The 23,065-nt window shown below is 64.4% G+C and carries 22 protein-coding genes; 13 read left to right on the top strand and 9 right to left on the bottom strand.

The features are described 5' to 3' along the window. Positions 1 to 27 precede the first annotated feature (27 nt). The gene (locus tag ACVCNR_RS02730; RefSeq protein ID WP_035023736.1) at positions 28 to 309 is read right to left on the bottom strand and encodes an acyl carrier protein; all 282 of its coding nucleotides are present in this window, start codon (positions 307 to 309) and stop codon (positions 28 to 30) included. A 178-nt stretch (positions 310 to 487) separates the two neighbouring features. On the opposite strand from ACVCNR_RS02730, the gene ACVCNR_RS02725 reads away from it, so the two are divergent. After that, positions 488 to 922 carry a GFA family protein gene (locus tag ACVCNR_RS02725; RefSeq protein WP_447073750.1) on the top strand — a complete coding sequence of 145 codons (435 nt, stop codon included), beginning with the start codon at positions 488 to 490 and terminating at the stop codon, positions 920 to 922. Between the two features lie 16 nt (positions 923 to 938). On the opposite strand, the gene ACVCNR_RS02720 is transcribed toward ACVCNR_RS02725, so the two are convergent. Then, on the bottom strand, positions 939 to 1,487 hold the full coding sequence (locus ACVCNR_RS02720) for a histidine phosphatase family protein (RefSeq protein ID WP_354192200.1): 549 nt from the start codon (positions 1,485 to 1,487) through the stop codon (positions 939 to 941). A gap of 160 nt (positions 1,488 to 1,647) precedes the next feature. Between ACVCNR_RS02720 and ACVCNR_RS02715 the strand changes: the two genes are divergently transcribed. The 3 genes from ACVCNR_RS02715 (at position 1,648) to ACVCNR_RS02705 (ending at position 4,817) form a co-directional block, all read left to right on the top strand. Then, entirely contained in the window at positions 1,648 to 2,595 is a 948-nt protein-coding gene (locus ACVCNR_RS02715; protein WP_447073749.1) for an AEC family transporter, read from the top strand. A 156-nt stretch (positions 2,596 to 2,751) separates the two neighbouring features. Next, positions 2,752 to 4,209 (top strand): NAD-dependent succinate-semialdehyde dehydrogenase, encoded by a 1,458-nt coding sequence (locus ACVCNR_RS02710; RefSeq protein WP_447073747.1) that lies wholly within the window; start codon positions 2,752 to 2,754, stop codon positions 4,207 to 4,209. 170 nt (positions 4,210 to 4,379) lie between these two features. Next, a complete protein-coding gene (locus ACVCNR_RS02705; RefSeq protein ID WP_354192203.1) occupies positions 4,380 to 4,817 on the top strand; it encodes a FixH family protein in 438 nt (145 codons plus the stop codon). A gap of 20 nt (positions 4,818 to 4,837) precedes the next feature. On the opposite strand, the gene ACVCNR_RS02700 is transcribed toward ACVCNR_RS02705, so the two are convergent. Beyond that, a complete protein-coding gene (locus tag ACVCNR_RS02700; protein ID WP_354192204.1) occupies positions 4,838 to 5,287 on the bottom strand; it encodes an Lrp/AsnC family transcriptional regulator in 450 nt (149 codons plus the stop codon). Positions 5,288 to 5,458: 171 nt separating this feature from the next. On the opposite strand from ACVCNR_RS02700, the gene putA reads away from it, so the two are divergent. Beyond that, positions 5,459 to 9,070, top strand: a complete 3,612-nt coding sequence (gene putA / locus ACVCNR_RS02695; protein WP_447073746.1) for a bifunctional proline dehydrogenase/L-glutamate gamma-semialdehyde dehydrogenase PutA — start codon at positions 5,459 to 5,461, stop codon at positions 9,068 to 9,070. Positions 9,071 to 9,126: 56 nt separating this feature from the next. Here the strand turns inward: putA and hmuQ are convergent, their stop codons facing one another. After that, positions 9,127 to 9,441, bottom strand: a complete 315-nt coding sequence (hmuQ, locus tag ACVCNR_RS02690; RefSeq protein ID WP_447073744.1) for a heme-degrading protein HmuQ — start codon at positions 9,439 to 9,441, stop codon at positions 9,127 to 9,129. A 36-nt stretch (positions 9,442 to 9,477) separates the two neighbouring features. Next, on the bottom strand, positions 9,478 to 9,942 hold the full coding sequence (locus ACVCNR_RS02685) for a hypothetical protein (protein ID WP_447073742.1): 465 nt from the start codon (positions 9,940 to 9,942) through the stop codon (positions 9,478 to 9,480). 385 nt (positions 9,943 to 10,327) lie between these two features. Between ACVCNR_RS02685 and hemP the strand changes: the two genes are divergently transcribed. Genes hemP through ACVCNR_RS02660 form a run of 5 tightly spaced genes read left to right on the top strand, consistent with a single transcriptional unit; the run spans position 10,328 to position 14,444 of the window. Next, positions 10,328 to 10,537, top strand: coding sequence for a hemin uptake protein HemP (gene hemP / locus ACVCNR_RS02680; RefSeq protein ID WP_354192208.1), 210 nt, complete (start codon positions 10,328 to 10,330; stop codon positions 10,535 to 10,537). Between the two features lie 34 nt (positions 10,538 to 10,571). Further along, positions 10,572 to 11,633, top strand: coding sequence for a hemin-degrading factor (locus tag ACVCNR_RS02675; RefSeq protein WP_447073741.1), 1,062 nt, complete (start codon positions 10,572 to 10,574; stop codon positions 11,631 to 11,633). A gap of 10 nt (positions 11,634 to 11,643) precedes the next feature. Next, the gene (locus ACVCNR_RS02670) at positions 11,644 to 12,537 is read left to right on the top strand and encodes a heme/hemin ABC transporter substrate-binding protein (protein WP_447073739.1); all 894 of its coding nucleotides are present in this window, start codon (positions 11,644 to 11,646) and stop codon (positions 12,535 to 12,537) included. A 13-nt stretch (positions 12,538 to 12,550) separates the two neighbouring features. Next, on the top strand, positions 12,551 to 13,648 hold the full coding sequence (locus ACVCNR_RS02665; RefSeq protein WP_447073737.1) for a FecCD family ABC transporter permease: 1,098 nt from the start codon (positions 12,551 to 12,553) through the stop codon (positions 13,646 to 13,648). Positions 13,649 to 13,655: 7 nt separating this feature from the next. After that, positions 13,656 to 14,444, top strand: a complete 789-nt coding sequence (locus tag ACVCNR_RS02660; protein ID WP_447073735.1) for a heme ABC transporter ATP-binding protein — start codon at positions 13,656 to 13,658, stop codon at positions 14,442 to 14,444. Positions 14,445 to 14,508: 64 nt separating this feature from the next. Here ACVCNR_RS02660 and rirA read toward each other — a convergent pair whose 3' ends face one another. Continuing rightward, the gene (gene rirA / locus ACVCNR_RS02655; protein ID WP_447073733.1) at positions 14,509 to 15,021 is read right to left on the bottom strand and encodes an iron-responsive transcriptional regulator RirA; all 513 of its coding nucleotides are present in this window, start codon (positions 15,019 to 15,021) and stop codon (positions 14,509 to 14,511) included. 311 nt (positions 15,022 to 15,332) lie between these two features. On the opposite strand from rirA, the gene ACVCNR_RS02650 reads away from it, so the two are divergent. Next, complete coding sequence (locus ACVCNR_RS02650; protein ID WP_447073731.1) at positions 15,333 to 15,887, top strand: GNAT family N-acetyltransferase; 555 nt, start codon at positions 15,333 to 15,335, stop codon at positions 15,885 to 15,887. Between the two features lie 80 nt (positions 15,888 to 15,967). On the opposite strand, the gene ACVCNR_RS02645 is transcribed toward ACVCNR_RS02650, so the two are convergent. Further along, positions 15,968 to 17,161, bottom strand: a complete 1,194-nt coding sequence (locus ACVCNR_RS02645) for an aq_1923 C-terminal domain (RefSeq protein WP_435521517.1) — start codon at positions 17,159 to 17,161, stop codon at positions 15,968 to 15,970. Between the two features lie 195 nt (positions 17,162 to 17,356). Here ACVCNR_RS02645 and parC point away from each other — a divergent pair, with 195 nt between their 5' ends. Further along, positions 17,357 to 19,624 (top strand): DNA topoisomerase IV subunit A, encoded by a 2,268-nt coding sequence (gene parC / locus ACVCNR_RS02640; RefSeq protein ID WP_354192217.1) that lies wholly within the window; start codon positions 17,357 to 17,359, stop codon positions 19,622 to 19,624. A 366-nt stretch (positions 19,625 to 19,990) separates the two neighbouring features. Continuing rightward, positions 19,991 to 21,172: an AI-2E family transporter gene (locus tag ACVCNR_RS02635; RefSeq protein WP_447075623.1), complete on the top strand. Its 1,182-nt coding sequence runs from the start codon at positions 19,991 to 19,993 to the stop codon at positions 21,170 to 21,172. A 24-nt stretch (positions 21,173 to 21,196) separates the two neighbouring features. Here ACVCNR_RS02635 and ACVCNR_RS02630 read toward each other — a convergent pair whose 3' ends face one another. Next, positions 21,197 to 22,096, bottom strand: a complete 900-nt coding sequence (locus ACVCNR_RS02630) for a DMT family transporter (RefSeq protein ID WP_447073729.1) — start codon at positions 22,094 to 22,096, stop codon at positions 21,197 to 21,199. Positions 22,097 to 22,266: 170 nt separating this feature from the next. Further along, the gene (locus ACVCNR_RS02625) at positions 22,267 to 23,019 is read right to left on the bottom strand and encodes an arginyltransferase (RefSeq protein ID WP_354192221.1); all 753 of its coding nucleotides are present in this window, start codon (positions 23,017 to 23,019) and stop codon (positions 22,267 to 22,269) included. Positions 23,020 to 23,065: the final 46 nt, after the last annotated feature.

Genomic DNA, 23,065 nt, shown 5'->3' with positions numbered 1-23,065 from the left:
GCCGATCCTTCGGGCCGCTCTCTGGGTTCAGGCGCCCTTGGCGGCGATCAGCCCGTCGATCTTGGCGCAGAGGTTCTTCATGACGAAATATTCGTCGGTGGAAGCCTTGCCGTCATTGACTTCCTGCGTCCACTTCTCCAGCGGAACCTTGATGCCGAATTCCTTGTCGATGGCGAACACGATGTCGAGGAAGTCGAGGCTGTCGATGCCGAGATCGTCGATGGTGTGGCTGTCGGGCGTGATCGTGGCAAGGTCGATCTCGCTGGTGTCGGCGATGATCTTGGCGACTTTATCGAACGTGGTGGACAAGGGATTTTCCTTCGATTCTGCGGCGAATGCTGGATTCAGACGTTTGGGCGCTGTCTAATCGGTTTTTGCCAGCAGGAAAAGGCCGAATGTGCCGCAAGCGCGGGCGGCGGCGCCCTGCCGACGTATATGCACCGCATTTCATGGTAGCCTCGCAGCGGCTCAAATGAAGGAGATTGCGATGCCCGATCCGGATATGAACGAAGCCAACGGCGCCTGCCATTGCGGGGCGGTTCGGTTCCATGTGCGCTTGCGTGACGGGCTGCGCTCGGCGCGGCGCTGCAGCTGCTCCTATTGCCGCATGCGCGGCGCGGTGGCGGTGACCGCCGAACTCGGCGACCTGCAAATTCTGGAGGGACAGGAGAAGCTGGCGCTCTACCAGTTCAACACCGGCACGGCGAAGCACTATTTCTGCTCGGTCTGTGGCATCTATACCCATCACCAGAGGCGCTCCAACCCGAATGAATATGGCGTCAACGCCGCTTGCCTCGAAGGCGTAAGTCCCTTCGACTTCGAGGAAGTCCTGGTGGCGGATGGCATCAACCATCCCTCGGACGGCAAGCGCAGCGGATCGGGCGTCGTTGGTGTGTTGAAATTCGTCGCCGTGGAGGCGTGAGGACAGCCCGCCAAATTCAGAACACCACGCGGCCCAGCACCCGCACGCCATCGCCTTGCGGGGCGACGATCACCGCCTCGCCCTCGCGGGGCGATACGCCGGTGAGGTCCTGTATGTTTTCCAGATGAGTGACGAGAACCAGCAGGTCCGAGCCGGAATAGGTACGGATTTCCTCGAGGATTTCCCCGCGCTGGCGGTCACGGTCGGCAGGATCGTCGCTCAGCGGGTCGAGGGCGGGAAACGGGTCCGGCTGATTGCCGAAGGCGAGGCGGGCCGTTTCCAGGCAACGGCAATAGCGGCTCGACTGGATGCGCTCGACGGGGGCGGCCCGCGCGCCGAACAGGGCACCGATCTTGCGCGCCTGCTGCCGGCCGCGATCCGACAGGTTGCGCTGCGTGTTGCATTTCTCGATGTCGAAAGTGGCCGGCTCGGTGGTGCCGCTGATCATGGCGTGCCGCAGGAGCACGACATGCCCGCCCTCGCGCAGCGCCGCCCAGCCCGCATCCGTGGCGTGGGCGGGCAGAACCAGCAGCAGGAGCAGCAAGGCGGCGAAGGACCGGAGCATGAGCGTTCCTATTTCGATTCGAGGCATATAGGGATGCCAAAGCCCTCTGAAAAACAAGCGGGCCGGTTTCGCCGGCGAATCAACTATTCGTTGACCGGCACCTTGCGGTTGCGGCAAGGGACCACTTTTGCATGATGCCACGCGCTGGTCCTGGAACTCCATGTCGTCCCTGATCGAAACCATCCTTTTCGTGTTCGGCCTCGTGGCGCTCGGCTATATCGCCGCGGTGAGCGGCTATCTGAAGGCCGGCGCCGGCGAAGTGCTCGGCCAGTTCGCGGTCGGCGTGGCCATGCCGGTGCTGCTGTTCCGCACGCTGTCAAAAGTCGATTTTCACGGGGCCGCGCCCTGGTCGCTGTGGGCCGCCTATTTCAGCGCCATTGCGCTGAGCTGGGTGGCCGGCCATTTGCTGGTCACGCGCTGGCTGGGCCGGGATGCACGTGCCGGCGTGGTGGGCGGCGTGTCGTCGTCCTTCTCGAACCTGGTGCTGCTCGGCATCCCGCTCCTGCTCGGCGTTTTCGGCCAGCCGGGCGTCGACGTGCTCTCTCTGCTGATCTCGGTGCATCTGCCGATCATGATGATGGCCTCGATCATCCTGTTCGAGAGCTTCGCCAGCACCGACGGCGAGGTGCACCCGGCGCGCATCCTGGTCAATTTCCTCGGCAAGGTGTTCGCCAATCCGCTGATCGTCGGCATTCTGGCGGGGCTGGTCTGGCGTGCCACCGGCCTGCAACTGCCCTCCGTCGCGGCAAGGCTGGTGGACGTGCTGGCCGATGTTGCCGGGCCGGTGGCGCTGTTTTCCATGGGAGCGGGGCTGGCCGCCTTCGGCATTTCCGGCAATGTGCGCCCGGCCATGGTGCTTTCCGCCGTCAAGCTGGTGCTGATGCCGGCCTTCGCGCTGCTGTTCGCCTGGGGGCTCGGCCTGCCGCCGCTGACCGCCAAGGTCGTGGTGGTGGCGGCGTCGCTGCCGGCCGGCGTCAATTCCTACCTCATCGCCACTCAGTTCGGCAACGGGCAGGGCCTGGCCTCCAACCAGATGACGCTTTCCACGCTGGCGGCGGTCGTCACCACGTCGCTGTGGCTGATCGTTGCCGGCGAGATCTTTGGCTGAGGCCCAATGCTCTGGACCAGCGTAAAGGTAGGCGGCGGCGGTTGATCGGTGTAGTTTGCCTGCGATAAGACCGGTGCGCATGCGCATCTCCCATGCGCAGGTTCCACGAATTTCCTGACAATGGCGCTTTGGAGAGCGCCCAGCGGAGGCAAAATCATGCTCCAGAAGACCAGCCACTTCATGAAGCAGGCCAATCTCATCAATGGCGAATGGGTGCAGGCCGATTCCGGCCAGACCGTCGACGTCATCAACCCGGCCACCAGCCTGAAGATCGGCACCGTGCCGAAGTCGGGCGCCGCCGAAACCCGCCGCGCCATCGAGGCGGCGGAAGAGGCGTTCCAGTCGTTCCGCAAGACCTCGGCGCTGGAGCGTTCCGCGCTGCTGCGCAAGCTGCACGACGCGATCATGGACAACCAGGACGCGCTTGCCGAACTGCTGACCATGGAGCAGGGCAAGTCGCTGACCGAGGCCAGGGGCGAGGTCGGTTCTTCCGCCGCCTATGTGCTGTGGTTCGCCGAGGAGGCGCGCCGCGCCTATGGCGACTTGGTGCCGTCTCCGTGGAGGGATCGCCGCGTGCTGGTGACCAAGGAGCCGGTCGGCGTCATCGCTGCCATCACGCCGTGGAACTTCCCGTCCTCGATGCTGTCGCGCAAGCTCGGGCCCGCTCTTGCGGCGGGCTGCACGGCCGTCGTCAAGCCGGCCTCGCAGACGCCCTATTCGGGCCTTGCCTGGGGCGCGCTGTGCGAGGAAGTGGGCTTCCCCAAGGGCGTGGTCAACATCGTGACCGGTTCGGCCGGCGCCATCGGCGACGAATTGTGCGCCAATCCTCTGGTCAAGAAGCTGACCTTCACCGGCTCGACCGAGGTCGGCAAGATGCTGATCGAGAAATGCGCCTCGACGGTGAAGAAGGTGTCGATGGAATTGGGCGGCAACGCGCCGTTCCTGGTGTTCGACGATGCCGACATCGACCGCGCCGTGCAGGGCGCCATCGCGGCCAAGTTCCGCAATTCCGGCCAGACCTGCGTGTGCACCAACCGCTTCTTCGTGCAGGCCGGCATCCACGATGCCTTCGTGGAGAAGCTGGCCGAGGCTTCCGCCAAGCTCAAGGTGGGGCCGGGACTGAACGAGGGCGTGCAGCAGGGCCCGCTGATCGACGTCAATGCTGTCGAGAAGGTCGAGGAATTCATCGAGGACGCCGTGACCAAGGGCGGCAAGGTCGTCACCGGCGGCAAGCGCCACGAACTGGGCGGCTCCTTCTTCGAGCCCACCGTCATCGCCGGCGCCACCGCGCAGATGAAGTTCATGAAGGAGGAAATCTTCGGGCCGCTGGCACCGGTGTTCAAGTTCGAGACCGAGGAAGAGGCCGTCGCGCTCGCCAACGACACCGAGTTCGGCCTGGCCTGCTACTTCTATACGGGTGATCTGGGCCGCGCCTTCCGTGTCATGGAAGGCCTGAAATACGGCATGGTCGGCGTCAACGAAGGCATCATCACCACGCCGGAAGCGCCGTTCGGCGGCGTCAAGGAATCGGGCCTTGGGCGCGAGGGCGGCCATCAGGGCATGGACGACTATCTCGACACCAAATATGTGTGCATCGGCGGCCTCGGCCTCTGATGCAGCCGATGGGTTGAGTTCACGGGCGCGCTTCGGCGCGCCCGTTTTGTTTCGGGCTGTAGATTTGGGCTTCTGGATCGAGACGGCCCGGCTATAGTCTTGGCATTGTGATCCGGCCATTTTGCCGGGCGGTCGGTTTGTTCTTCGGCCGGGGAGCGGGTTTGACATCCTTGGGGCGTTATTTTCTGGCCGCGACCGGCGTCGTGGCCGTGCTGATCGGCATCCTTGCCGCCGTCTACCTGTCGGGGCTGGGGCAGGATGAGGGCGGCCGGGAACTGGCGCGTGCCAAGCAGAGCGAAAACGGCCTGTTCAGCGTTTCCATGCAGCCCGAGAAGGGGGCGGTGCGGCGGGGCGAGACACAGTCCTGGCTGGTGACGATCAAGTCGACATCCGGAGAGCCGGTCGAAAACGCGGCGCTCCACATATCGGGCGGCATGCCCGAACAGGGCCATGGCCTGCCGACCAGCCCGCAGGCGACCGGCTATCTCGGAAACGGCCGCTACCGCATCGAGGGCGTGAAGTTCTCGGCATCCGGCTGGTGGCAGTTGCGCCTGTGGATCTTCGCGGCCTCGGGAACCGATACCGTGGTCTTCAACGTCGTCCTGTAACGGATTGAAAACTCAGGAATCTACCGGTCCTTGACCGTCTCCATGGCGACGAAGGTCGACGTCTGGGCGACGTGGGGCAGGGCCGAGATGCGCTCGCCGAGCACGCGGCGATAGCTGGCGATATCGCGGGTGCGGACCTTCAGGAGGTAATCGAAGCTCGCCGCCATCATGTGGCACTGCTCGATCTCCCGGACGCCCTGAACCGCCCGGTTGAACTCATCGAGCGCCGCCGAGCGCGTGTCCGACAGTTTCACCTGCACGAAGGCGACATGGCCTTCGCCCATGCGCTCGCGGTCGATGACGGCGCTGTAGCCGCGGATGAAGCCGTCGCGCTCCAGTTTCTTGACGCGCGCCTGCACCGGGGTTTTGGAAAGGCCGACCTTCGCCGCCAGTTCGGCCATGGAAAGCCGTCCGTCGCTGGCCAGCGCGGCGAGGATGTTGCGATCGATGCGGTCCGGATGGTCTTCCATAGTCTTTCATGCAGTTCGATTGGTCGGGGAATGAGCCATATCATAGCTTATCCGAACCATGTCGTCGAATTCTTTGGACCGGCCAAGCCGGAAGGCTCATGCTAGGTTTTTGTTCTCGGTCATGGCGGCCGCCGGACCGATGAGATTTGTCTTCGTTTCGACAGGATCGTCATGCCGACCCTTGCCTCCATCCGCCAGCAAATCCGCGCCAATTACCTGCCCGACGAGGATGCCGCCGTGAAGCGGCTGGTCGAAGCGGTTGCTCTTTCGCCCGAGGAGCGCGCCGCCATCACCCGCCGGGCGGTGGAACTGGTCAGGACGGTGCGCGGCTCGTCCGACCCGCGGCTGATGGAGGTCTTCCTCTCCGCCTATGGGCTCTCCACCAAGGAAGGCGTGGCGCTGATGTGCCTGGCCGAGGCGCTGCTGCGCGTGCCCGATGCCGAGACCATGGACGACCTGATCGCCGACAAGATCGCCCCGCAGGACTGGTCGGCCCATTCGGGCTCGTCGTCCTCCATCTTCGTCAACGCCTCGACCTGGGCGCTGATGCTGACCGGGCGCGTTCTGGACGGGGGCGAGGGCGGCATCGAGAAGACGCTGCGCTCCATGGTGCGGCGGCTGGGCGAGCCGGTCATCCGCAAGGCGGTGGCGGCGGCGATGCGCGAGATGGGCGAGCAGTTCGTGCTCGGCCGCACCATCGCCGAGGCGATGAAGCGCGGCAAGTCGATGACCGACAAGGGCTATCTCTATTCCTTCGACATGCTGGGCGAGGCGGCTCGCACCGAGGCCGATGCACTGCGCTATCTCAAGGCCTATGCCGACGCCATCGCCGCGCTCGACACGCCCGCCAACGGCCCCGACATCCGCAAGAACCACGGTATTTCGGTGAAGCTCTCGGCCATCCATCCGCGCTACGAGGTGGCGCAGAAGGAAAAGATGCTGCCGGTGATGGCCGAGCGCCTGCTGTCGCTGGCCCTAGCGGCGAAGAAGGCCAATATGGGCCTCAACATCGACGCCGAGGAAGCCGACCGGCTCGACCTGTCTCTCGACGTCATCGAACAGGTGCTGGCCGACGAGCGCCTCGCGGGCTGGAACGGTTTCGGCGTCGTGGTGCAGGCTTACGGACCACGCTGCGCCTTCGCCATCGACTGGCTCTACGCGCTGGCCAAGAAGCTCGACCGCAACATCATGGTGCGGCTGGTCAAGGGTGCCTATTGGGACACCGAGATCAAGCGGGCGCAGGTGATGGGCCTTTCCGGCTATCCGGTCTTCACCCGCAAGGCCAACACGGATGTGTCCTATCTGGCCTGCGCGAAGAAGCTGGTGTCGATGACCGACCGCATCTATCCGCAGTTCGCCACGCACAACGCCCATACGGTTGCAGCGATCCTGTCCATGGCGCCTGACCGTGATTGCTTCGAGTTCCAGCGCCTGCACGGCATGGGCGAGCAGTTGCATGAAACGGTCCGCAAGGCCGAGGGCACGCGCTGCCGCATCTATGCGCCGGTGGGGGCGCATTCGGACCTGCTCGCCTATCTGGTGCGGCGGCTGCTGGAGAACGGCGCCAATTCCTCCTTCGTCCACCAGTTGACCGACGAGGCGGTGTCGCCGGACGTGATTGCCCGCGATCCGCTGGAAATCGTCGAGACGCAGGGGCCGGCGGCCAATCCGAATATCGCCAAGCCGTCCGCGATCTTCGGCGCCGGCCGGCGCAATGCGAAAGGCTGGGACATTACCGACGCCGTGACGCTGGCGGAAATCGAGAAGGCAAGGGCGGCTTTCGCACCGCCTCACACATGGCAGGCCAGGCCGCTGACCAGTGCCAAGGGCAGGGGAAGCGCGCGCGATATCGTCAATCCCGCCCGTATCGATGAAGTGGTCGGCACGGTGGTCGAGGCCACCGAAGCGCAGGTGAAGGAGGCTACGGGCATTGGCGTCAAGGCACAGCCGGGCTGGGCTGGGCGTCCGGTCGGCGAGCGGGCCGACATGCTGCGCAAGGCCGCCGACCTTTACGAGGCCAACGCGGCCGAGTTCTTCGCGCTGGCCACGCGCGAGGCCGGCAAGACGCTGGCCGACGGCGTGGCCGAGGTGCGCGAGGCGGTGGATTTCCTGCGCTACTACGCGTCGGAGGCCGCCAATGCCGAGGCAGGCACGGAGGCGCGCGGGGTGATCGCCTGCATCTCGCCGTGGAATTTCCCGCTCGCCATCTTCACCGGCCAGATCGCGGCCGCACTCGTCACCGGCAACGCGGTCATCGCCAAGCCGGCCGAGCAGACGCCGCTGATCGCCTGCCACGCTGTAGGCTTGCTGCATAAGGCCGGCATACCGGAGGACGTGCTGCAACTCCTGCCCGGCGACGGGCCTTCGGTCGGCGCGCCGCTGACCGCCGATCCGCGCATCGCCGGCGTCTGCTTCACCGGCTCGACCGAGGTCGCGAAGCTCATCGAAAAGCAACTGGCCGAGACGGCCGCGCCCGATGCCATGCTGATCGCCGAGACCGGCGGCCTGAACGCCATGGTGGTCGATTCCACCGCGCTGCCGGAACAGGCGGTGCGCGACATTCTCGCCTCCGCCTTCCAGAGCGCCGGCCAGCGCTGCTCGGCGCTGCGCATCCTCTACGTCCAGAAGGACGTGGAAAAGAAGGTGCAGGAGATGCTCACCGGCGCCATGAAGGAGCTACAGCTCGGCAATCCGTGGTCGATCGCCACCGATGTCGGCCCGCTGATCGATGCCGAAGCGCAGGATGCCATCGGCGGCTATTGCCGCGAGATGGAAGCGCGCGGCAAGGTGGTGGCGAAGCTGGATGCGCCGGAGGGCGGCCGTTTCGTCGCGCCGCATGTCATTTCGGTGCGCGGCATGGAGGAGGTCGAACGCGAGGTCTTCGGCCCGGTGCTGCATGTCGCCACCTTCGCCGCCGACAAGATCGACGCGGTGATCGGCGCGATCAACGCGCGCGGCTACGGGCTGACCTTCGGTTTGCACACTCGCATCGAGGGCCGTGCCCAGCATTTTGTCGACGACATTCATGCCGGCAACATCTACGTCAACCGCAACCAGATCGGCGCCGTGGTCGGCTCGCAACCCTTCGGCGGCGAGGGGCTGTCGGGCACGGGCCCGAAGGCCGGCGGGCCGCATTATCTGCGCCGCTTCCGCAAGGGCGCCGAGGCCGGCACCGAACCGGTCGAGGCGCGCGCGGCCACGGCCAGGGAACTGAAGGACAATATGCCGGATCCGTCGCTCGGCGGCTGGGCGGCGCGGCCGGACCGCATCGCCATCCTGCGCAAGCACCTGCGCGGCAAGGGGGCGGCAGCGGTGGCCGCCGCGGCCGGGCTGGAGTTCGGGCAGGTCGATCTGCCGGGGCCGACCGGCGAGGCGAACACGCTGGCGCTGGTCCCGCGCGGCCGGGTGCTGGCCCTCGGCCCGGATGGCGAGACGCTGCTTGCACAGGCGATCCAGGCGCTGGCGGCGGGCAATGCCGTGCTGGCGGTCGCGCCCGATGCATCGGCGGCACTTTCGGCGCTGACCGGCAAGGGCCTGCCCCTGGCAGCGCTGGATGCGCGGCTCGATGTCGCGGAACTCGGCTCTCTGGGCCCCGATGTCGTGGCGTTTTCAGGCAGCGGGGAAGAAGCCCGGGCCATTCGCCGCGCGCTGGCGGCCCGTCCCGGGCAGGTGGTGCCGCTGGTCACGGAAGTGATCTATCCGGCGGCCTATGCGCATGAGCGCGCCGTGTGCGTCGACACCACCGCCGCCGGCGGCAACGCCAGCCTTCTGGCGAGCGCATGACGCAAAAAAAGCTCCGGGGAAGACCCGGAGCTTTTGTGTTGCCATGATAGGGCGGGTCAGGCGCCTTCGACCGGCGTGAAGCCTTCGAACTGGGGATGGCCCATGGTCGTCACCTTGCCGGTGCCGGCGTTCTTGTGGGAATCGCGGAAATTCTGCGACTTCGTCCAGGCGATGAAGTCGTCCTGCGTCTCCCAGACCGTGTGCGAGGCATAGAGCGTGTAGTTCTCGGCCTCGTTGGCCGGGCCGCGCAGCAGATGGAAGGTGCGGAAGCCCTGCATCTGGTCGAGCTTCGATTCGCGGTTCTTCCAGATGTTCTCGAAATCCGTCTCCATGCCCTTCTGGACCTTGAAGCGATTCATGGCGATGTACATGATTTTCCTTTCAAAAAAGCGGAATGCGATATGATGTCAGACGCCGAAGGCGATCTCGGCCTTGGTGCTGGGCTTGAGCGCCTTCATGCAGGCGGAGGGGTCGATGCCGTCGCCGGCGCAGTCATTGGCGCCATTGACGAGCACGCGTGAAATCTTGCTGCAATCGGTCCCGGCGAGGTCGAAGCGGGTGACCTTGGTCTTGCCGGCCGGCAATTCCTTGAAATCGAGGACGGTCATGCGGTCGACCACGCCCGAATCGTTGAACAGCGCGATCTCGTAGGCCGCCTTGCTCAGGTCCGAGCCCAGCCCGTTGTTGACCACGAAGGTCAGCCGGCAGCCCTTGTCCGAAGGCTGGGCCGCGTTGAGTTCGAGCGAAAGGGCCGGCGTTTCCTGCGAGGCTGCTTCCTTCGGGGCGGCTTCCTGCGACAAAGCCGGCGAGGCCATGACGCAGGCTGAGGCCAGGATCGCGATGGAGAAGAGGGCGGGGCGTTTCACGGTCATCGTCACCTTTCTTGCCATTCATGGCGCCATGCCGCGGCGGGATGGCCGCATGTCGTGAAGTTCCGGATATGGATTCAGAACTGGAACCGGATCGTCAAGTATTTAAGTCCTGCCCGGTTCGGATTCGATTGTCGAGAGCACAGGCATGCGGGCATATGGCGCAGGCCGGAACGGGCCCTGCCGGCGCCAATCGCATGTTCGCACTCCAAACACTCGCGAATGCCGGCAGATGGGGGCTGGCCGGGCATTTTTTGGTGTGATAGGGACCTTTAATGTTGACTAATTTGGTCCTGTATTGCAGTGATTATAAAACATGATCATTCAAGTCAAGAAATGAAGGATCGTGTTCGAGCAGCCTAAGCACCCAAGAGAGGGATCGAAATCGATGACTGCGCACACTCCCAACGATTTCCGCTATCGCTTCCGCCGCGCGGAACAGCCCGTTCCTGTCAGGGTCGAGCGTACGCCCTTTTCGGTCCGGACGCTGTCTTCCAACAGCCTGTTCCAGGGCGAGCACGAGATCGGCATCGAGCATCATGGTGCCCTCTACCGGCTGAAGATCACCCGGCAGGGCAAGCTGATCCTCAACAAGTAAGCGACTCCTGAACGGGATAGCCAAGGGACAGAGAATGGATCAGCGCGTGAAACCGAGCCCGCATGAGATCAGGCGGGCTCGAACCGAAAATTCCAAGATGCGTGAACGCGACCTGTCGGCCCAGCTCGGCATTTCGGAGGCCGAACTGCTGGCCGCGCATTGCGGCCACGGCGTCGTGCGGATCGAGGCGCAGGTCCGCACGGTCCTGGAAGGCCTGAGGGGTGTCGGCGAGGTCATGGCGCTGACCCGCAACGAAAGCGCCGTGCACGAGAAGGTCGGCGTCTACGACAAGATCTCGATCGGGGAACACAGCGGCGTGGTCCTCAATCGCGATATCGATCTGCGGATTTTCCCGAAGGTCTGGGCGCATGGTTTCGCCGTCGAGAAGCGCAACGGCGACGAGGTGCGCCACAGCCTGCAATTCTTCGACAGCGCGGGATATGCGGTCCACAAGGTCCATCTGCGCAACGCCTCGAACCTCTATGCCTATCACAAGCTGGTGGAGGAACTGCAGGCCGCCGACCAGGATCCGGCCATCGATATCGAGCCCGCCGCCGTGGCTGCCGCGGAACCGGCCGACGAGGCGTCGGTCGCCGTCGAGGATCTGCGCGAGCGCTGGGGCTCTCTTACCGACGTTCACCAGTTCTTCGGCATGTTGCGGTCATTGAAGATCGGCCGCCTGCAGGCCATGCGCATGGTCGGGCCCGACTATGCGTGGCGGGTCGACAACGATGCGGTCGCGGCGCTGATGCATCATGCGGCTGCCGAAACCTTGCCGATCATGTGCTTCGTCGGCAATCACGGCTGCATCCAGATCCATTCCGGGCCGATCAGCACGGTCAAGCCGATGGGGCCGTGGCTGAACGTCATGGACGAGACCTTCCACCTGCATCTGCGTTTGGACCAGATCGCGGAAGCATGGGGCGTGCGCAAGCCGACGCGCGACGGTTTTGTCACTTCCATCGAAGCCTACGATACCCAGGGCAGGATGATCATCCAGTTCTTCGGTGAGCGCCACGAGGGCGAAATGGAGCGCGACGACTGGCGCTTCCTTGCCGAGAATCTTCCCAAGGTGCCGGTTCCTGTTCCGGCGTGAAGGTGTTGCAATGACAGTTCTTTCCCGTTTCGCAGTGCGTGCGGCCATGCTGCTCGGCATGGCCGCATTCATTTCGTTTTCCGCTCAGGCCGGGGAGGCGGACGGGAGCTTTGACGATCCCTCGCGCATCGCCGCCATCGGCGGCTCGATCACCGAGATCGTCTTCGCGCTCGGCGAGCAGGATCGTCTGGTCGCGCGCGATTCCACGAGCGTCTTTCCGCCGGAAGCCATGGAGTTGCCGGATGTCGGCTATATGCGCCAGCTTTCACCGGAAGGCGTGCTGTCGGTCAATCCCGGCGGCATCCTGGCGCTCGAGGGCAGCGGCCCGAAGGAAACGATCGACGTCCTGAAGAAGGCCAGCGTGCCCTATATCGAGGTGCCCGAGACCTTCGACCATGAGGGCATCCTCACCAAGATCCGGGCCGTGGGCAAGGCGCTGGGCGTGGACGGGAAGGCCGAGGCGCTCGTGGCGGACGTGGACGCCAAGCTGGGCCAGGCCGAAGCGCGCACCGCCTCCGTCAAGGAGCGCAAGCGGGTGCTGTTCATCCTGTCGATGCAGGGCGGAAAGGTCATGGCCTCCGGCGCCGATACCGCGGCGAACGGCATCATCACCCTTGCCGGCGCGGTGAACGCGGTCGAGGGCTATTCCGGCTACAAGCAGCTTACCGAGGAGGCGATCGTCGAGGCGCGCCCCGACGTCATCCTGATGATGAGCCGTGCCGGTGACCATGCGGCGGCCGATGGCGAGATACTGGCCCACCCGGCCATCGCTTCCACGCCGGCCGGGCAGGCCGGCAAGATCGTGCGGATGGACGGCGCCTATATGCTGGGCTTCGGCCCCCGCACCGCCGATGCGATCCATGATGTCTCGGTCGCCCTTTACGGCGACGCGCTCGCCGATTGAGCGCCGCCCTGACATGGCCGATCATGCTGTTGCCGGTCTGTCCGGCGTGAAAAACTCCGTTGCCGCGGGCGACCGTTCGGCGCTTGCCCGCCTGGTCATCGTGCTTCTGTTCATCCTGCTGGGGCTGACCGTCCTGTTCAGCCTGGCCTCCGGCGCCTCCGATGCGTCGGCCATGGCTGTCGTGCGCGGATGGCTGTTCGGCGGCGCCGAGGACGCGCTGAGCGTGCGCGACCGCATCATCATCAACGACATACGCCTGCCGCGCGTCGTGCTGGGGGCGCTGGCCGGGGCCTCGCTGGCCGTATCCGGCGCGGTCATGCAGGGTCTGTTCCGCAATCCGCTGGCCGATCCCGGCCTGATCGGCGTTTCGGCCGGCGCCAGCCTCGGCGCGGTGCTGATCATCGTGCTGGGCGGCACCATGCTTGTGCCGTTCACCCAGGTGCTGGGCACATTCTCGCTGCCTATCGCCGCCTTTTTCGGCGGCCTCGTGACGACGATGGTGCTCTACAAGGTGGCGACGCGGCAGGGCCGGACCTCGGTGGCGACCATGCTTCTGGCCGGCATCGCGCTGGCCGCGCTCGCCGGCGCCATCACCGGCATTCTGATCTTCGTGGCCGACGACCGGCAGTTGCGCGACCTGACCTTCTGGCAATTGGGGTCGCTGGCCGGCGCCACCTGGCTCAAGATCGGCGCCGTCGCGCCAATCATGGTGGTGGCGATGGCGGCGACGCCCTTTCTGGCGCGCGGCCTCAACGCATTGGCGCTGGGCGAGGCCACGGCCACCCATCTCGGCATCCCGATCCAGCAGCTGAAATACGTCGCCATCGTCAGCGTGGCGGCTGCCGTCGGCTCCTCGGTGGCGGTCAGCGGCGGCATCGGCTTCGTCGGCATCGTCGTGCCGCATCTGCTGCGTCTGGCCATGGGGCCTGACAATCGCTACCTCCTGCCGGCCTCGGCGCTGCTCGGGGCCTCGCTGCTGTTGCTGGCGGATGCCGTGGCGCGCACCATCGTGGCGCCTGCGGAACTGCCGATCGGCATCGTTACCGCCGTTGCCGGCGCGCCCTTCTTCCTGTGGATACTGCTGCGCAAGCGCGGCGTGATCGATCTGTGAGGCCGGTATGATCGAAGCGCAGGACGTATCCGTTCATATCGGGACGAAACGCATCGTCCACGGCGTCGACCTCGACGCGCGGCCGGGCGAACTGGTCGTCATTGTCGGCCCCAACGGTTCGGGCAAGACGACCCTGCTCAAGGCGCTGTGCGGCGAACTCGCCTATCAGGGGCGGATCATGCTGAACGGCCGCGATCTGGCGAGGCTCAAGCCCGTCGAGGCGGCCGGCCTGCGCGCCGTGCTGCCGCAGGCGACGTCGCTGTCGTTTCCCTTCACGGTGCACGAGATCGTCAAGATGGGCCTGACCGGCGGCCGCTCCGGCGTGGCGGCGCAGGAGGCGCAGCACCTGCCGGAGCGGGCGCTGGCGCGCGTCGACCTGGAGGGGTTCGCCGGACATTTCTATCAGGAGCTGTCCGGCGGCGAGCAGCAGCGCGTGCAGCTTGCACGCGTGCTGTGCCAGGTGTGGATGCCGGTTCTGGACGGGCAGGCGCGTTATTTGTTCCTCGACGAGCCGGTGTCCAGCCTCGACATCCGGCATCAGCTCATCATCATGGATATCGCCCGCGATTTCGCCCGCAACGGGGGTGGGGTGGTGGCCATCCTGCACGACCTCAACCTTGCGGCCATGTATGCCGACCGCATCCATGTGATGCATCGCGGCAGGCTCGACACGGCAGGCGCGCCGCAGGATGTGCTGAGCGACTCGATGATCGAGCGGGTGTTCGGCTGCCGCTTGCGGGTGGGGGCCGTGCCGGCCGGCAACGCGCCTTTCGTCCTCCCGCAATCGGCCGTGTAAAAAAGAACGACCGGCCAAAGCCGGTCGCTGATAATCAGATTGTTCGCTGCAATTGCCGCGCCCTTCAGGCCGCGGGTGCGCGGTGCTCCGCTGCGGGCTTGCGGGCTTCCACTTTGCGCGGCTCCGACTTGCGCGGTTCCAGATGATCGATGCCGAGCGCCTCGCGCATGTTCGGGCGGGCGGCGATCAGGTCGGCAATGGTGTGGCGCTGCAAGACCGTGAAGAAGGCACCCAGCGCCTCGCGCAGGGCCGCGTTGAGCCCGCAGTTGTCGATCAGCGGGCAGTCTGCCGTGTCGCTGTCGAAGCACTCCGCCATCGAGAAATTGTCCTCGGTGACGCGTACCACATCGAACAGGCTGATCTCGTCGGCCGGCTTGCCGAGACGCACGCCGCCATTGCGGCCGCGCACGGTTTCAACCAGTCCGTTCTCGACCAGCGGCTGCAGGATCTTGAACAGGAAGAGTTCCGATACGGTGTAGGCCGAGGCGATTTCCGGAATGCGACTCAACTGGCCTTCGTTGGTCGCGCAATACATCAGGATGCGTATGGCGTAATTGGTCTGGCGCGTGAGTCGCATGATCCATCCTCGCAGGAAAGCTGTGCGGTATATATGGCGTATACCTTGGAATAATTCTAGACAAGCCCACAGAAAAAATTTTGAACCTTTTTCTCACCTTTAAACAAGCGCTTTTGTGGCGATGCGGTGGGGCATGCGCTTTTATTGCGGTATGGCCGGGAAAAACCCTCGGATCGAGCCATCCAAATTCGCATGGCAGCTTCCCGTTCTTGCTGGCCTGCAAGCCTCATCAAGCACTTGATATTTATGCTGCATTGCACAATATCAGGTATGTCGAAAGCGACTCAGGGAGGAACCCAGAGGAGTGCGACATGGAGCAGACCCTTTACAGCCCCGTTCGCCTGACGGGCACCATACGCCAGCTAAGACCCTCGGATCTGTCGAAATTCCGCGAGCATCTTCTCAGGCTCGATGCGGAAAGCCGGCGTGACCGCTTCAACGGATTTGCCGACGACCGTTTCATTTCCACCTATGTCTATCGGTCCTTTGCCGCCGGCACCACGGTGATCGGCTATGTCGAGGGCGACAAGGTGCTGGGCGCCGCCGAATTGCACGAGCGCCCCGAGGAAAGCCAGCCGACCGCCGAGATCGCCTTCAGCGTCGAACGCCATCTCCAGCATCAGGGGCTTGGCGGCAAGCTGTTCGAGCGCCTGATCGAGCAGGCGAGGGGCTTCGGCTACACCAAGCTTCTGGTCACCACCCATCCGCAAAACAGGGCCATGCGGGCTCTGGCCCGGCGCTACAATGCCAAACTGGTGTTCGAGGACGGCGAGACGGTGGGAACCATCCGTCTCGACCCGCTGATGCCGGTGGGCTTGCTGGCGGCTGGCGCCGTGCCGGAGCATGGCGCGCTCCAGCCGGCCTGAGGTCCGACCCGCCTGATCCAGAATCAAAAAGGCCGCATCGTCACCGATGCGGCCTTTTCGTTTTCGGTTTTCCTGCCCGATCAGTTCTCGTTCGCCTTGACCTGGACGGCAAGCGTCTTGGTCAGGTTGACCGGATTGGACATGGCGTCGGCCATGATCATGGCGAAGGGCACCGGCGAGGTCGGGCTGGCCATGATTTCCAGGCTGCGGGGATCGTCCAGATACTGGTTCACGGCGGCCGAAGCCTGCGTCGTCAGGTCCGGATTGTTGAGCTGGGCAAGGCCGAAGGGCACGATCGCCTTGGCCTGGTTGGCGACATCCTTGCCGGACATGCCCTGCTGCTTGCCGACATAGTCGAGCACCTTGTTGGTCAGCGAATCGTCGGCGAAGCGGATAGAGGCGCTGTTGAAGCTCAACTGCTGCATGAGCCCGAGCATGGCCATGCCCTGGGCCGAATTGTCGGCGCCTTCCGGTGCCTCCGCCATCTTCTTCTGCAGTTCCTGCATCGACTTGACGAGCTCGGCCGTGTAGCCGCCGAGGCTGAACGTCATGCCGAAGGTGCCGGCGCCGTCGACCGTGATGTCATATTTGGAAAAGTCCATGCGGCCGTCTTCGGGGTTCCACAGACCGGCCAGCGCGATGTTGCCGGAAATGTTCTGGTAGCCCAGCGCCTCGATGGCATCCTTGAACTTGGGGTCCTTGACCAGCGTGAGATCGCCGGTGAACTTCGGCGCGGTGCCGGTGAAGGTCATCGGCTGGCCGCTTGCCGGCTCCGTCACCTCGATGGCTATGTCGTCGACGGAGAAGGCGGTCTTGCCCTCGGACTTGATGACGAGGTTGGCCAGTTCGGCGGAGCGGTAGAACATCAGGCCGCCCAGCGCGGTGTTGCTGCCTTCCGCCGGCAGAACCACGCCGTGCATGATGAAGGGGCTCATCTCGATGCCCAGATCGCCCTCGTTGCGCGAATAGGCCTGCGTGGAGACGGTCTCGATCTTGTAGCCGCCGTCGGCCTCGGTGATGCCTTCCAGCTTCACCTCGCCCACGGTGAAGCCCTCCTTGGTGCCGGCCGGCTTCATGGAAACGCCTTGCAGGGACATGGAGGAGGCGTCGCCCGAAATGCCGGTCCATTCCAGATCGAAGCCCTGCTCGGCGAGCGTGGCCTTCAGTCTTGCCGCCACATCGCCCGTGTCCTGTGCCGAAGCGGGCGCGAGGGCCATGCCGAACAGAATGGTCGAGACGGCGAGCTTGTGCCAGGTTCTGCTGTGAAGGCTCATCATAGGCTCCAGGATTCATGAGGGAGGATGCCCGCATCTGCCCGCACTAGAAAGGCGGGAGCAAGGCCAATTTTGACCCATTGGTAGAAATTCACGTCAAAATAGCAAGAGCGGTTGCATTTTTCGGTGATCGGAATGGCACTTGACGGTCGACTTGCCCTTGCCGCGAATCGGCGCCTCGGTTAGTCAACCCCCATGGGAAAGAGCCTTCTGCCGCCCGGTGATGGCGGCGATCACATCGAACCGGTCGACCTCAAGCAGGCGCTCGAGGAGCGCTATCTCGCTTATGCGCTGTCGACCATCATGCATCGTGCCCTGCCGGATGTGCGCGACGGGCTGAAGCCGGTCCACCGCCGCATCATGCACGCCATGCGGCTGCTGCGGCTGAACCCCGACCAGGGCTTCGCCAAATGCGCGCGCATCGTCGGCGAGGTGATGGGCAAGTTCCACCCGCATGGCGACCAGTCCATCTACGATGCGCTGGTGCGTCTGGCGCAGAGCTTTTCGATGCGCTACCCGCTGGTCGACGGGCAGGGCAATTTCGGCAATATCGACGGCGATAACGCCGCCGCCATGCGTTACACCGAAGCGCGCATGACCGATGTGGCGACCGAACTGCTCGCCGGCATCACCGAGGATGCGGTCGACTATCGCCCCACCTACAACGAGGAGGACGAGGAGCCGGTCGTCCTGCCGGGCGCGTTCCCCAATCTGCTGGCCAACGGCTCCTCCGGCATCGCGGTCGGCATGGCGACCTCGATACCGCCCCACAACGCGGCCGAATTGTGCGATGCCGCGCTCTGCCTGATCGACGGCATCAAGTCCGGACAGGAGGTCTCCGGCGACCGCCTGATGGATTTCGTGCAGGGGCCGGATTTCCCGACCGGCGGCATCGTCATCGACAGCCGCGCTTCGATCGCCGAGGCGTACCGCACGGGCCGAGGCTCATTCCGCGTGCGCTCGCGCTGGCATCAGGAAGACCAGGGCCGCGGCACCTGGGTGATCGCGGTCACCGAAATTCCCTACGGCGTCCAGAAATCGCGGCTGATCGAGAAGATCGCCGAACTGCTGATCGCCCGCAAGCTGCCGCTTTTGGAAGACATTCGCGACGAAAGTGCGGAAGACATCCGCATCGTGCTGGTGCCCAAGAGCCGAACCGTCGATCCGGGCATATTGATGGAATCGCTGTTCAAGCTGACCGAGCTTGAAAGCCGCTTCTCGCTCAACATGAACGTGCTGTCGCGCGGCAAGGTGCCGAACGTGCTGTCGCTGAAAAGCGTGCTGCGCGAATGGCTGGACCATCGCCGCGAAGTGCTGTTGCGCCGTTCGCGTCACAGGCTGGCCGAGATCGAGCGGCGGCTGGAAATCCTCGCCGGCTATCTCATCGCCTATCTCAACATCGACGAGGTGATCCGCATCATCCGCGAGGAGGATGAGCCCAAGCCCGTCATGATGGCGCGGTGGGAGCTTACCGACACGCAGGCGGAAGCCATCCTCAACATGCGGCTGCGCTCGCTGCGCAAGCTGGAGGAGTTCGAGATCCGCAAGGAATTCGACGCCCTCACCGAGGAGAAGCAGCAGATCGAGGCCTTGCTCGGCGACGAGCAGAAGCAGTGGAACACCATCGCCTGGGAAATCCAGACCATCCGCCGCGATTTCGGGCCGGAGGAGAACAAGGAACTCGGGCCGCGCCGCACCACCTTCGCCGAGGCGCCGGAGCACGACCTCACCGACATCGCGCAGGCGATGATCGAGAAGGAGCCGATCACCGTGGTCGTCTCCGAAAAAGGCTGGCTGCGCGCCATGAAGGGGCATCTCGGCGACTATTCGCAGCTCTCCTTCAAGGAGGGTGACAGCCTGAAGCTGGCCTTCCACGCCCAGACGACCGACAAGATCCTGGTCTTTACCACGGGCGGCAAGTTCTACACGATCGGCGCCGACCGGCTGCCGGGCGGGCGCGGCCATGGCGAGCCGATCCGCATCATGGTGGACATGGAAACCGACCAGGACATCGTCACTGCCTTCGTGCATGAGCCGAAGCGCAAGCTTCTGCTCGCCTCGCATCAGGGCAACGGTTTCCTCGTCTCGGAGGACGAGGCGGTCGCCAACACCCGCAAGGGCAGGCAGGTGATGAACGTCAAGAACCCCGATGAAGCCCGTTTCTGCATTCCGACAACGGGCGATCATGTCGCCATCGTGGGCGAGAACCGCAAGCTGCTGGTGTTTGCCCTGTCGGAAATTCCGGAGATGACGCGCGGCAAGGGCGTGCGGCTGCAAAAATACAAGTCCGGCGGTGTGCTCGACCTCAAGACCTTCGCCATGGAAGCCGGCCTGACCTGGCAGGATTCCGCCGACCGCACCTTCACCCGCACGCAGGCGGAGCTTTCCGAATGGATCGGCTCGCGAGCCACGGCCGGGCGCATGGTGCCCAAGGGATTCCCGCGCACCGGTAAGTTCGGCTAACGCATTTCGCAGCCGGACGGAATCGTCTGGCGTTGCACAAATGCGGCCGGAAAAACCAGGCTGGAGCAGCGGGTGCGTTCGTCGGAACGCCCGCTGCTCCAGGTTTCAGAAGCGTCGTCTGGTTCCAATGGCCTGCAGGGCAATCCTGCAGTCCGGTATCATGATCGGTCGTGGCGTTCCGGCTTGGGGGAACGTGTCGTGAACATGCTTCCGCCAATATCTTTCTCCACTTTCGTGGTTATTGGATTGTCGTAATGATTGCTGCACTATGCTGGTGCAGACTGGGGCTCGGGCAAGCCGACTCGGCTGGAGGCACGACGTTTGAAAGAACAGGACAGTCAGAAGAACGGTCGCGAGTTGCGCCTCATGGGCCGCGCCGCACCGGTCAGGGCGGCGGTCATCCAGCCGCTGTCGGCGGCGCGCTGGCTGCTCATCCTTATTGTCGCGGCTGGCGTCTATTTCTTCCACGGCTTCCTGGTTCCGGTTCTGGCCGCCCTCATCATCGCCTTCGCCAGTTGGCCGCTCTACCGGCGCCTGCTGGCGGCCGTCGGCGGCAACCGTACCGTGGCGGCAACCTGCGCGCTGCTGCTCATCCTCACCTTCCTGATCGTGCCGGTGGTGTTTGCCGGCATGTATGCGTTCAACGAGATCCATGAATGGGTGGCATGGGCCGTCGAGGCCAACCGGCACGGCGCCCCGGCGCCCGAATGGATCGCGGCGCTGCCGGTCATCGGCGAATGGCTCGCCCAGCAATGGTCGACCACCATCGATCATCCGGGCGGCATCGGCGAACTGATCCAGCTCGTCAGCGGCGCCAATATCGGCAGCATCTACCGGGGCGTGGTGGCGGCCGGCGGCAGCGCCTTCAGCCTGTTGCTTGCCCTGCTGTTCATGCTGATCGCCCTGTTCTTCACCTATCGCGACGGCGAGGCCTTCGCGGCGCAGATCGACCGCATCGGCGAGCGCATCCTGCCGGCGCGGTGGGAACGCATATCGCGCGTCGTGCCGGCCACCATCAGCTCGACGGTCACCGGCATGACGCTGATCGCCATCGGCGAAGGCGTGGTGCTGGGCACGGCCTATTGGCTGGCCGGCGTGCCGTCTCCGGTGACGCTCGGTGCGCTGACCGGCCTGATGGCGCTCATCCCCGGCGGTGCGCCGCTCTCCTTCACGCTGGTATCGCTTTACCTAGTCGCCAGCGGTTCGCCCTTCGCCGGCGTGGCTCTGTTCTTGTGGGGGTCGGTCGAACTGTTCATCGTCGACAAGACGCTGCGGCCCAAGCTGGTCGGCGGGCCGATCAAGCTGCCTTTCCTGCCGACCTTCTTTGGCCTGGTCGGCGGGGTGAAGACGATGGGCTTTGTCGGTCTGTTCGTCGGTCCGGTGCTGATGGCGCTTCTGGTGGCCATCTGGCGCGAATGGCAGCACGAGGTCGACCTGACGGAGACGTCCGTGGTTCCGGTGGTGACGGCGGAGGCCGTTGTGGAGGAAGAGGAGCCTTCCGCCGCCCAGCGCTACCGGGCGGGCCGGTCGGCGGCCGTGGAGAGCTGATTTTCCCTGACGAGGCCAGCCAATTCAGGCCGGATGGCGGAGCGCCAGGGTGGCGCGGCGCCTGTGGCCTTCGTGCAACTGCCACAGAGAATGGGCGATGAGCGTGAGGACGAGGATCGCCCCGCCGAGCAGGCTACTGCGGGTGGGTGTTTCGGAAAAGATCATCCATACCCAGACCGGGGCCAGAACCGTTTCCAGCAGATAGAACATGGCGACTTCGGGACCGGAAATATATTTCGGACCGTTGGCAAGACAGAAGAACGAGATGGGCATGATCACCGCGCCGTTGAAGAGGATCCAGCCCGGCTCGGCGATGTAGAAGCCGTTTTTCCAGACCATCAAGCCGGCAACGAGGCAAGGCATGATTACCCCCACCAGTGCGGTGAAGCCCATGTCCTGCCCGCTGGAGCGCGAGATGGTGATGGCACTGGCGAGGCTGAAGGCCGCCCCCATGGCCAGGAGATTGCCGAAAATCTTGCCGCTGCCGAGGGAGGAACCCACGATAATGACGATGCCGGCGAACATCAGCGCCATGGCGAGCAGCGTTTGGGGCCGCGGCCGCTCCTTCAGGAACACCCATGACAACAGCGCCGCGAACATGGTGTTGAAGGCAAGGATGAAGACGAGATCGGCCGTCGAAGTGTTGAAGACGGCGGTGACGAAGAAAATTGTGCCGATGCCGTAGAGGCCAGCCACGATCAGGCCGGCGCGGCCGGGTACGAGCTTCGGCGCGTCGGCAGAGAAGAAGCGCCACACGGCCCACATGACGATGCCGGCGACGAAGGTCATGGCGCTGCGGACAAACAGGATCGACCATGTATCTCCGTCGGCCAGCCGGATCAGGGGAATGTCGACTGTCAGGGCCAGGCCGCCGAAAGCGGTGAGAAGCAGGCCTCTGGTGTGATGATCGATGTTTGTGGGCAAGGCAAAAACTCCGGCGGGCGCTGTAAGTCTGTATTTTTACGCATGTCGTTATCCCGAAACCGGTTCCCACTTTCGGGCGACATGCTCCAAAAATTTCTGGAATATTACGGCAGAGCGGCCCGTCATTCGGGCGTTTTGCGTGTCCGGCAGGCCGGAGGGACGGGCCCCGCTTATTTCACCTGGTAGCGGTCCCAGCCCTTGGGGCCGAGATGCTCCTGCGGTTGGAAGCGCATCTTATAGCTCATTTTGCGTGAGCCATTGACCCAATAGCCGAGATAGACATGGGGCAGGCCCATGGCGCGGGTACGCTCGATGTGATCGAGGATCATGAAGGTGCCGAGCGAGCGCTCCTCCATGTCAGGGTTGAAATAGGAATAGACCATGGACAGCCCGTCGGCCATGCGATCGGTGAGGGCGACGGCGATCAGCTCGCCTTCGCCCTTGCCGGTGATGAAGCTGTCCGGCCCGCGCCGGCGGTATTCGATGATCTTGGTCTCGACATGGGTGTCCTCGACCATCATCGCATAGTCGAGCACGGTCATGTCGGACATGCCGCCGAGACGGTGGCGGGCGTCGAGATAGGAACGGAACAGGGAATATTGCTCGGTCGAGGGCTGGGCGTCGTGCATGGTGCCGACGAGGTCCTGATTCTGCTGCAGCACCCGGCGCATGTTGCGGCTGGGCGTGAATTCCTGTGCCAGGATGCGCACCGACACGCAGGCCCGGCAGGTTTCGCAGGCCGGGCGATAGGCGATGTTCTGCGAGCGCCGGAACCCGCCCTGCGTCAGCAGGTCGTTCATTTCCGCCGCCTTGTTGCCCACGAGATGGGTGAAGACCTTGCGTTCGAACTGGCCCTCCAGATAGGGGCAGGGCGAAGGCGCAGTCAGGAAGAACTGCGGCGATTGGGTCAGGTGCTGCGTCATCTGCAAGCGAACTCCAAGATATGAATAGCTTGGCCCGTTCTCCAAA

This window comes from Aquamicrobium terrae (assembly GCF_052978165.1).
This window is presented reverse-complemented; position numbering and strand designations above follow the sequence as displayed.